The sequence below is a fragment of the Bacteroides sp. 1_1_30 genome (assembly GCF_020982715.1).
Lineage (GTDB): Bacteria > Bacteroidota > Bacteroidia > Bacteroidales > Bacteroidaceae > Bacteroides > Bacteroides xylanisolvens.
This window is the reverse complement of sequence record NZ_JAJKHN010000135.1, coordinates 1-9816: the sequence shown is the minus strand read 5'-3', so window position 1 is coordinate 9816 and position 9816 is coordinate 1. Positions and strand designations below refer to the sequence as shown.

Here is a 9816-nt window from a genome sequence, read left to right as displayed (position 1 = left end):
TGCACAGAAACACTGAACGTCCGAGAAACGCTGCCGGTGAAGGAATGTTCCGATTAAACACTGACGGAGTGCTGCTGTGGGGAGCGGGGCTGTGTGGGCGGCGGTATTCCCGCTGCACGCATTGCCACGAACCACACGGCGGCACGGTGAGCAATCAGACGAAAAGTTTCAAGCATGACTTTTTTCCAGTTTGCTAGCACATACCTGGCAGGATCCCGGCTTCATCAACCTGTTATCCCCTGCCAACTGCTAGCAGAATCCGGCAGCCGGCTTCTTCCAAGACGAAACATTTGCTAGCACTATTCCCGAGCTGCAGCAGCTGATCCGGAAAAATCTGATAGCAAATCTTTCCTACTGCAGCCGATGTGAGTTATACAGCCATCGGTTCCTCTTTGATAATCGAGATTTCCAGTGCGTTTTCAATCTTGGTCAAAGTTTCGAGTGAAAGGTTCTCCCGTCCTCTCAACACCTTTGAGATGTATTGCGGGCTGCAATTCATTTTTTCAGCCAATTGCTTTTGGCTCATTCCTAATTCTTCCATCCTGTCCAGCATCAGCATGGCAATATTTTGCGAATGTCGGAGCCAAGACTTGTTTGTTTCAAGGAAGTCAAACAGCTCACGCCATTTCGAAGGCGTTGGAGAAGCATGTTCTTCAAGCCTTTGTGCGATAGATTTCATACGATTTTCCATATCATTCCTCCCAAATTATAATTCACTAATATACTCTATAAACCCTTCGTCGTCAATGATTCCTTCTTCAAGCAAGTAGCGTCGAACCCTGTCTATTTTCACAAGTTCCTGCCTGGTGTGCTCTCTTTCCTGCATCGTAGCCGTCAGCTTGATGGCGCCTCCGGTGATGATGTAGTTGCCTTGAATCAATTTGATAGCGTATAGCCGGAGCCATGACGAGTGACCGTATTTACGTTTTAACCGAGCCTTTTCTTTTTGCAGCATCATATCCGAAGCCTGGTTGTTGTCCAGCGGGCGGAATATCTTGCTTAAATCGGTTTCCGGGGAGATGTCCATTATGATGTATCGAAGGCGTTCACTATCTTCAATAGTATCGCTGATAGCTTCTTTTATATCTGTTATTTTAAAGTAGGCGTTCAAGTCATCTATATTCTCCTTGAAGAAAGTGCGTAGCCAAACCACGTCGGCCCAGTTGTTGAACACCTTATAAAATTCGTTATCATCCTCGCCTTCAAAGTGTACAGCCCATAATTTTCTGTCTCCAGTAATGTCGTCAAATGTCATATCTCCTTGTTTTATAGTAAGACAAAGATACGCAAAAATAACGAGATAATAAACTTATAGGTTGATTATTTAGCAAGAAAAATGTTTTATTTAGTTGGTTTAGTGGTTGTATGGTAGGTGGTGGTATCTGTGTCCCAGTCATTAATTTCATCATTCGTGTTTATTTGCAGACTGTCAATGAGAGTTTTTTGATGAGTTATTTCCGGTTGTTCGCAGCCTCCTATCAGTTGTATAATGAATATTATTCCTGCTATAACGATTCCTGCTATAGTGTTATTGATAACATTTCTTTTTAAGCCTTTAATATAAGAATTCTGATACCTTTTATTTTGCATAATTTATATTTTTTACGCTGTGAAGTTAATAAATTAAATGCGATATTTATCGTTATTTGTCACTTTAATTAGGTTTATCCGATTAAAAACGATACCTTTGTATTACAAAACTTGAATCCTCAATGGGATATTAAAAGAGGGTTTTTGCCAAAGTCGGTGTCTAATTCGGTGACACTACGAAAATAGGAAGCTGTTAATTCATTATGAATGAGACTATAAAGGAATTAAAGTTTGAGGGCAGGTAGCCCAACAAATTATAAGACAAAATAAGCTAAAAGCCGTTATTACTAGATAATAACGGCTTTTTTGCATGTTTAATAGTATGTGTCTCTAAACTTCTCACCATCAAGAGGTCACATAATAGGTTACTGGAAGTTTTAAAAAAAAAGTTCCTCGGTGGCAAATTCGGTGACACGAATGCATGTTGATAGTCCGAAAAACGCTAATCTTATGAAAAGCCGTGAAGTTGATTGATAAAGAATAAATCCTTAAACTGGCTGTCGTCTTGTTTAGTAGAAAAGAAAAACAGGTTTTATAGCTCAAGTGAGTATAAAACCTGTTTCTAATTTTTCTAAATCGGGCAGAACTCTTATTCTTCTGCTTTTATTGATTCATCGATTACTTTGATCTTTTGTAATACCAGTTCCAAGTCTGCTTTCAACTTATCTACCTTGCGGTTCAATTCAGTCAGCAGGCTGCTGCCTTTCTTAGAAGTAGAAGTCAGGAAGCCCAGATTGTTCTCATAAGTCTGAAGCTCATTCTTCATATTCTCATAAGTACGTACCAGCTTTTCACGTTCTCTGTACAGAGATTGAGTACCGCTTCCCTGGATATTGCTGATATTCGAACGGAAGTTACTTAACTTCTTGTTGGAAGCATTGATGTTAAAGCGGTCGAATAGCTGATCGATGATTCCGTGATACTGCTTGTATAACTTATCTTTTTCTTTGAACGGCACATGACCGATAGAGTTCCACTCTTTCATTAAATCCCGAACCAAGGTACTTGCTTCTTCGGTATCCATGCTTTCATCAATAGCGGATAACTTCTCGATCAACGCTTTCTTCTTTTCCATATTCTCTGTTTCTACAGAACGTTGTGAAGAAGTAGCTTTGTTCTTTTGTTCGAAGAAGTAGTCGCAAGCTGTGATAAACCGTTTCCAGATAGCATCCGAGTGTTTCTTGGCAACAGGTCCGATGGTCTTCCATTCTTTTTGAAGTTTGGTCAGTGCATCGGCAGTTACTTTCCAGTCTGTACTATCTTTCAAGGCTTCCGCTTTTTCGCAGAGCGCTTTCTTCTTTTCCAGATTCTCGTTCATTCCTTCTTTCAGGCTCTTGAAGAATTCTCCTTTCTTCTTGAAGAAATCATCGCAGGCATGGCGGAAACGCTCGAAGATCTTCACATTCATCTTCTGGGGCGCAAAACCGATAGTTTTCCATTTGTTTTGCAAGGCAATCACTTCCTGGGTCTTGTTTTCCCAGGCAGAGAATGTTTTCAGTTCATCATACTCAATCGCTTCAACGATTTCGCAGATGACGGTTTTTTGATCCAAATTATGCTGTTCGGCTTCTTTCAACGATTCGAAGTGCTGCTGATGGCGGCGGTTGACAGCGGTAGAAGCTGCTTTAAACCGATTCCAGATTTCATCACGCAGTTCTTTGGCTACCGGACCTGTATCGCGGAACTCCTGATGCAACTTCTGAAGTTGGTGGAAAGCGGAAACAACATCTTCCTCGTCAGCCAACTTTTCGGCAGCTTCGCAGAGATGTGTTTTGATTTCCAGATTCTTTTTGAAGTCATATTCGCGGAATTCATTGTTCAGTTTCAATAAATCGTAGAACTTCTCTACATATAATTGATAGTTTTTCCAAAGTTCATTCACTTTACCTTGCGGCACCAGTTTCGTATCATTCCATTGCTGTTGCAGCTTCTTGAACTCTGTATAAGATTTGTTGGCGTCATCTCCGGATTCCACCAATTCTTTCAGTTCTTCAATAATGGAAAGTTTCACTTGCAGGTTTTCTTCCTTTTGGCGTTCCAGCTCGGCAACCTGTTTGCTGCGTTTTTCCTTGATAACCCTCATCAGACGTTTGAATTCTTCTTCCGTCGGGTCCTCTTCGGCAACAAAATCTTCAATGTTTCCACCGTTGTCTGTAAACTGTACCTTAGCAGCTTCCAACTCGGCATTATGTAACTTGTAGAATGATTGTTTCAGATTGTCAATTTCCTGCTTGTTCGCATTTTCAGCGTCTTGCGCAAGCTCTTTTAGCTGGTTTAGTACATCTTCCTTAGTGGCAGGTTTAGGAGCTGCTTCAGGTTGAACTTCGGCAGTAACATCTTCAGCCGGAGTCTCTGTAATAGCTTCAGAAACCTCGACTGTTTTCTTTTCTTCTTCTAATTCCCCTTGGTTCAAGGGTTGATTAGTGTCATGAGCGTCCATCATTGTATATTAGTTTTGGGTCACAAATTAATGAAATAAAACGATTACTTCATACTATTTTGCTTATTTTTTTTTGTTTATCGTGTTTTTATGACAATAAAACGGTTATTCCCATGTACAACATCATTCCGATGATGTCATTTGTAATGGCTATAAACGGACCTGTTGCAATGGCTGGATCGATTTTGAACTTCTCCAATGTCATCGGTACCAGTGTCCCGAAAATAGAAGCGAACATTACCACGGCAAACAGGCTGATGGATACGGAATAGGTGACCGTAGCCGTTGCGCCGAACCTGATAAAGTTGTAGGTGTATACTAATAAGGAGATAATAGTGGCATTAATTAAAGCTACTACCGATTCCTTGGTAATCTGCTTGAACGTGTTTTTAGCGTCCAGCGAGCTGTTTGCCAAACCTTGTACGATGATTGCCGAAGATTGTGTTCCGACATTTCCTCCTGTACCACCGATTAGCGGGATGTACAGTGCCATTTCGGGATGGGCAGCAAAGGTGGAGTCGAAATTACCCAATATCATAGAGTTGCCGATTCCGCCGATCATACCGATTAATAGCCAGGGGAGGCGGGCGGTGGTCTGTCTCAATACATTATCGTCTGTTTCTACGTCCTGCGAAAGACCGGATGCCAACTGATAGTCACGTTCCGACTGCTCACGGACTTCATCCATGACGTCGTCGACGGTGATTTGTCCCACAAGCCGACCGATACTGTCGACAACGGGGATAGCCACCAAGTCATACTTCTCAATCGCCTGTACTACCTCGTCAATGGGAGTATCTACGTGTACCGAAATCGGATCTTTCTGCATCACGTGTTTCACTTTGGATACAGAAGGGGAAGTAATCATCTTTTTGAGCGGGAAGATACCTCGCAGACGTTCGTCATCGTCAATGACATATACGTAATAGATTTCGTCCAGCTCTTCCGCCTGTTGCCGCATCTCTTTCAGACATTCGGGCATACTCCAGTTTTCGTTGACGAGTACCATTTCCGTACCCATCAAACCACCGGCGGTATTTTCGTCGTATTTCAACAAGTCGACGATGTCTCCTGCCTGTTCGATGTCTTCGATGTGCGAAAGAACCTCTTCCTGCTTGTCTTCATCGAGTTCACGCATCAGGTCTACGGCATCATCCGTGTCCATGTAGTCAACGAAACGTTTGGCGATTGTCTCCGAAGGAAGCATTTCGAGTAGCTCTTTACGAGCATCTTCGTCCATTTCGACAAGCACGTCGGCGGCAATTTCGTTATCGAGCAGGCGATAGACGAACTTAGCCTCTTCCGCATTCAGGTCATTGCACAATTCGGCGATGTCGGCCGGATGGAGGTCGATGAGAAGACCTTTTACCTTGTCGGCGTCTTTTTGCTCAATAAGGTGTTTAACGTTGTCAATGTATTCCTCGTTCATCGTTGTCAATTACAAATTACGAATTACAAAATCCAGTTCTCTGCTCACTGTTGCCCGCCAATTATTGGGCGTTGCCGGCTGTCTTTAATGCTTCTTCCACTTTATTGGTCAGATCGATAAATTCGGCTACCGATAGTTGTTCCGGGCGTTTATTAAATAAGATGTCCTCCGTGAGCGGACAATCTTTGCCTAAAATAGGTTTGATGGAGTTGCGCAATGTTTTCCGTCGCTGGTTGAAGGTCGTTTTCACTACTTGCTTGAACAGTTTTTCGTCGCATCCCAACTCTTTAGTCTCGTTGCGTGTCATACGGATAACAGCACTTTTCACTTTGGGAGGCGGATTGAACACGTGTTCGCTGACAGTGAACAAATATTCCACTTTATACCATGCCTGTATCAATACGCTAAGGATACCGTATGTCTTGCTGCCCGGTCCGGCTGCAATACGTTCGGCTACCTCTTTTTGAATCATTCCCGTGCAACAGGGGACGATATCTTTGTTGTCCAGCATCTTGAAAAAGATTTGGCTGGAAATATTATACGGGTAATTACCAGTCAGTACGAAAGGCTTCCCGTCGAACAACCGGTGAAGATTCATTTTCAAGAAGTCATCCTCGATGATGTGGTCTTCCAGTGACGGATAGGCTTCGCGAAGATAAGCAACCGACTCATAGTCAACTTCTACGACCTTTACCAATCGGTCTTTCTTTACTAGAAACTGGGTCAATACTCCCATACCCGGCCCCACCTCTAAAATAGGCAGTTCGGGGAAGGTGTCGACTGTATCGGCAATATCTTGCGCAACTTTCAGATCTTTCAGAAAGTGTTGTCCGAGAAACTTTTTAGGCTTTACTAATTTCATTTACCAACTAAATAATTACTTTTGCAGCTGACAAAGGTAATTCTTTTAAATGAAGAACGTACCACTATTTATTAAAAAATAAATGATGTGTCAGCGAAGCTAATGAAGAATTAAGGATGAAGAAACTATTAAAAAAGACGCTGAAACTGATATTACCGGTTGTTTTAGGCGGCTTTATCTTATTCTGGGTATATCGCGACTTTGATTTTACAAAAGCGGGCGATGTGTTGTTACACGGTACAAATTGGTGGTGGATGCTCTTCTCGTTATTGTTCGGAGTGTTTGCACAAGTCTTTCGTGGTTGGCGGTGGAGACAGACATTGGAACCGTTGGACGCTTTCCCGAAAAAGAGCGATTGCGTGAATGCTATCTTCATTTCATACGCTGCCAGTCTGGTGGTTCCCCGGATCGGGGAGGTGAGTCGTTGCGGAGTGTTGGCGAAATATGATAATGTCTCGTTTGCCAAGTCGTTGGGAACAGTCGTTACGGAACGGTTGGTCGATACGTTGACTATTCTCCTCATCACAGGCATCACTGTATTGCTCCAATTACCGATATTCGTCACTTTCCTTCAGCAGACCGGAACGAAAATCCCTTCATTAGTCCACCTTTTGACTTCGGTATGGTTTTATATCATTCTGTTTTGTTTTATTGGTGTGGTGATACTTCTTTATTATTTAAGAAAAACGTTGTTCTTCTATGAACGGGTGAAAGGATTTGTATTGAATATATGGGAAGGAATTATGTCTTTAAAAGGCGTGCGTAACATTCCTCTCTTTATTTTTTATACACTGGCTATTTGGGCTTGTTACTTTCTCCATTTCTATTTTACATTCTATTGCTTTGCCTTTACGGCACATTTGGGTATCCTTGCGGCATTGGTCATGTTTGTCGGCGGTACGTTTGCCGTAATTGTGCCTACCCCTAACGGAGCGGGACCCTGGCATTTTGCCATCATTTCTATGATGATGCTTTATGGAGTAAACGTGACGGATGCCGGAATATTTGCCCTGATTGTACACGGTATTCAAACCTTTTTGGTTGTTTTATTGGGTGTGTACGGCTTGGCTGCTCTGCCGTTCACCAATAGACATCGGGCGTAAATTTTTAGCTAAAAGTGTATATTCTTACATGTTTTTGCCAACCTCCTTTGTCATCTGAAAACTTTTCCATAACTTGGCACTGTTTAATTATCAGATTTAAAATAGTTTTAAAATATTTATTATGAGTACCATTCTTTCTTTAGCTCCACAGAACGTGTGGAAGCATTTTTATTCGTTGACACAGATTCCCCGTCCGTCAGGACACATGGAAAAGATTACAGCATTTCTTTTAGGTTTCGGAAAAGAGCTGGGGCTGGAGTCTTTTGTAGACGAAGCAGGTAATGTGATTATCCGTAAACCCGCCACTCCGGGTATGGAAAACCGGAAAGGTGTGATTCTTCAGGCGCACATGGATATGGTTCCGCAGAAGAACAACGATACTGTACACGATTTTGAAAAAGATCCGATTGAAACTTATATAGACGGTGACTGGGTAAAAGCAAAAGGCACTACTCTGGGCGCAGACAACGGACTGGGTGTAGCTGCTATTATGGCCGTGTTGGAAGCAAAAGACCTGAAACACGGTCCTTTGGAAGCTCTTATCACGAAAGACGAAGAAACCGGCATGTACGGTGCATTCGGCTTGAAGCCGGGTACACTGAACGGAGAGATTCTTTTGAATCTGGACTCGGAAGATGAAGGCGAATTGTATATTGGTTGTGCCGGAGGTATGGATGTAACTGCAACTTTGGAATATAAAGAAGTAGCTCCCGAAGCAGGAGATATTGCAGTGAAAGTTACATTGAAAGGATTACGTGGCGGACATTCGGGATTGGAAATCAATGAAGGACGTGCCAATGCTAATAAGTTGCTGGTTCGTTTCGTTCGTGAAGCGGTTGCCAGCTATGAAGCCCGTTTGGCTAGCTGGGAAGGTGGTAATATGCGTAATGCTATCCCACGTGAAGCACATGCGGTTATTACCATTCCGGCTGAAAATGAAGAAGAACTATTGGGCTTGGTGAAATACTGTGAAGACCTGTTCAATGAAGAATATTCGGCAATTGAAACACCGATCAGCTTTACGGCTGAACGTGTGGAAGTTCCTGCGGGTCAAGTGCCTGAAGAGATTCAGGACAATCTGATTGATGCAATCTTTGCTTGTCAGAACGGTGTGACCCGTATGATTCCTACTGTTCCGGATACGGTAGAGACTTCTTCCAATCTTGCTATTATTACGATTGGTGGAGGAAAAGCAGCTATTAAGATTCTGGCTCGCAGCTCGAGTGATAGCATGAAGGAATATCTGACTACCAGCTTGGAGTCTTGTTTCTCTATGGCAGGTATGAAGGTGGAAATGACTGGTGGATATTCCGGTTGGCAGCCTGATGTTAATTCTCCGATTTTGCATGCGATGAAAGCCTCTTATAAGCAGCAATTTGGGGTAGAACCTGCAGTGAAAGTAATCCACGCAGGCTTGGAATGTGGTATTATCGGTGCTATTATTCCGGGATTGGATATGATTTCTTTTGGCCCGACTTTGCGTTCACCGCACTCACCGGACGAAAGAGCATTGATTCCTACTGTACGGAAGTTCTACGACTTCCTGGTGGCTACTTTAGAACAAACTCCACTGAAATAAGCGTATTCTTTATAATGTAAATATTCTCCTATTATATAATAGGTATTTATAGCGAAGGCACGGATGAAATCTCATCCGTGCCTTTTTGTCATATTTGTTGCAGGCTATATTACAATTTTATTTCATAACAAATAAATTAATTGATGCAAATCAAGAAATATGCTATAAAACATAAATTTCTCTCTTTTTTAGGTCAATGTATAAACAAAGGCCGTATTTTTGTGTTATAAAACATGTAATTAAGAGGATAACAAAATGAAAAGTTTAAAAAGATTGTTTAGAAAGATCGGCGAAGCCGATGTACATGTTTGGGGATATTCGACAATTAATGCTAAACCAAACAAGTAAGTTTTATTTTTTAGTTTTCAGGAATTAGTAATTTAAAGTTTTAAAGATTATGGCAAAGAAAATGAGTTCTTTAGTTAGAAAAATCCTTAGTGAAGTAGGTCGTAATGAAATGCTTTCATGGGGGTACAGAATTGAGAAATGAGAAAGAGTACATTAACTAGGTTTAGAGTGGGGATACGTTATTAAAGACGATATCCCCACTTTTTCTATATAAAAGAGATATAGGGTGAGGCGGGGAATAAAATGAAAGAGCATTTAACTCATGTCGGTGCAGTTTTGATTCTTTTCACCACAGAGGACACGGAGGACGCAGAGGTGAATTTGGTTTATGACTTACGGTTGTGACCCTAATTTTGACGCGTAATCCTCATACTATAAAGTTGAAAAAGGTTCTTCGTCAAATTTGGTGGTACTTCTTCTATTGTGAATAAAGAATCTTGGCTCTCAGTAGTTTGCTTCCTGCCC

General features: G+C 41.9%; 9 protein-coding genes. 3 read left to right on the top strand and 6 right to left on the bottom strand.

All coding sequences use genetic code 11. The annotated features are described in order from the left end of the window. Positions 1 to 197, top strand: a 197-nt coding sequence (locus tag LPH68_RS24500) for a hypothetical protein (protein ID WP_192921164.1), incomplete at its 5' end; no start/stop codon positions are given. 173 nt (positions 198 to 370) lie between these two features. On the opposite strand, the gene LPH68_RS24495 is transcribed toward LPH68_RS24500, so the two are convergent. The 6 genes from LPH68_RS24495 to rsmA all read right to left on the bottom strand — a co-directional run bounded on the left by LPH68_RS24495 (position 371) and on the right by rsmA (position 6321). Beyond that, entirely contained in the window at positions 371 to 691 is a 321-nt protein-coding gene (locus tag LPH68_RS24495; RefSeq protein ID WP_008770400.1) for a helix-turn-helix transcriptional regulator, read from the bottom strand. A 15-nt stretch (positions 692 to 706) separates the two neighbouring features. Further along, on the bottom strand, positions 707 to 1255 hold the full coding sequence (locus LPH68_RS24490) for a hypothetical protein (RefSeq protein WP_015532213.1): 549 nt from the start codon (positions 1253 to 1255) through the stop codon (positions 707 to 709). A gap of 86 nt (positions 1256 to 1341) precedes the next feature. Further along, positions 1342 to 1590, bottom strand: coding sequence for a hypothetical protein (locus LPH68_RS24485; protein ID WP_151936787.1), 249 nt, complete (start codon positions 1588 to 1590; stop codon positions 1342 to 1344). Positions 1591 to 2179: 589 nt separating this feature from the next. Further along, positions 2180 to 4033 (bottom strand): DUF349 domain-containing protein, encoded by a 1854-nt coding sequence (locus LPH68_RS24480; protein WP_151923713.1) that lies wholly within the window; start codon positions 4031 to 4033, stop codon positions 2180 to 2182. An 85-nt stretch (positions 4034 to 4118) separates the two neighbouring features. Beyond that, the gene (mgtE, locus tag LPH68_RS24475) at positions 4119 to 5459 is read right to left on the bottom strand and encodes a magnesium transporter (protein WP_004312092.1); all 1341 of its coding nucleotides are present in this window, start codon (positions 5457 to 5459) and stop codon (positions 4119 to 4121) included. 61 nt (positions 5460 to 5520) lie between these two features. Then, a complete protein-coding gene (gene rsmA / locus LPH68_RS24470; RefSeq protein ID WP_004312093.1) occupies positions 5521 to 6321 on the bottom strand; it encodes a 16S rRNA (adenine(1518)-N(6)/adenine(1519)-N(6))-dimethyltransferase RsmA in 801 nt (266 codons plus the stop codon). 116 nt (positions 6322 to 6437) lie between these two features. Here rsmA and LPH68_RS24465 point away from each other — a divergent pair, with 116 nt between their 5' ends. Then, positions 6438 to 7424, top strand: a complete 987-nt coding sequence (locus LPH68_RS24465) for a lysylphosphatidylglycerol synthase transmembrane domain-containing protein (RefSeq protein ID WP_004315816.1) — start codon at positions 6438 to 6440, stop codon at positions 7422 to 7424. A gap of 121 nt (positions 7425 to 7545) precedes the next feature. Next, positions 7546 to 9003, top strand: coding sequence for an aminoacyl-histidine dipeptidase (locus LPH68_RS24460; RefSeq protein ID WP_117611262.1), 1458 nt, complete (start codon positions 7546 to 7548; stop codon positions 9001 to 9003). The last annotated feature ends 813 nt before the right edge of the window (positions 9004 to 9816 follow it).

What these genes read in the sequence shown, in the direction of transcription:
- LPH68_RS24490 (WP_015532213.1), bottom strand. Translation starts at nt 1,255, where the DNA reads ATGACATTTGACGACATTACTGGAGACAGAAAATTATGGGCTGTACAC.
- LPH68_RS24465 (WP_004315816.1), top strand. Translation starts at nt 6,438, where the DNA reads ATGAAGAAACTATTAAAAAAGACGCTGAAACTGATATTACCGGTTGTT.
- LPH68_RS24485 (WP_151936787.1), bottom strand. Translation starts at nt 1,590, where the DNA reads ATGCAAAATAAAAGGTATCAGAATTCTTATATTAAAGGCTTAAAAAGA.
- rsmA (WP_004312093.1), bottom strand. Translation starts at nt 6,321, where the DNA reads ATGAAATTAGTAAAGCCTAAAAAGTTTCTCGGACAACACTTTCTGAAA.
- LPH68_RS24480 (WP_151923713.1), bottom strand. Translation starts at nt 4,033, where the DNA reads ATGATGGACGCTCATGACACTAATCAACCCTTGAACCAAGGGGAATTA.
- LPH68_RS24460 (WP_117611262.1), top strand. Translation starts at nt 7,546, where the DNA reads ATGAGTACCATTCTTTCTTTAGCTCCACAGAACGTGTGGAAGCATTTT.
- mgtE (WP_004312092.1), bottom strand. Translation starts at nt 5,459, where the DNA reads ATGAACGAGGAATACATTGACAACGTTAAACACCTTATTGAGCAAAAA.
- LPH68_RS24495 (WP_008770400.1), bottom strand. Translation starts at nt 691, where the DNA reads ATGGAAAATCGTATGAAATCTATCGCACAAAGGCTTGAAGAACATGCT.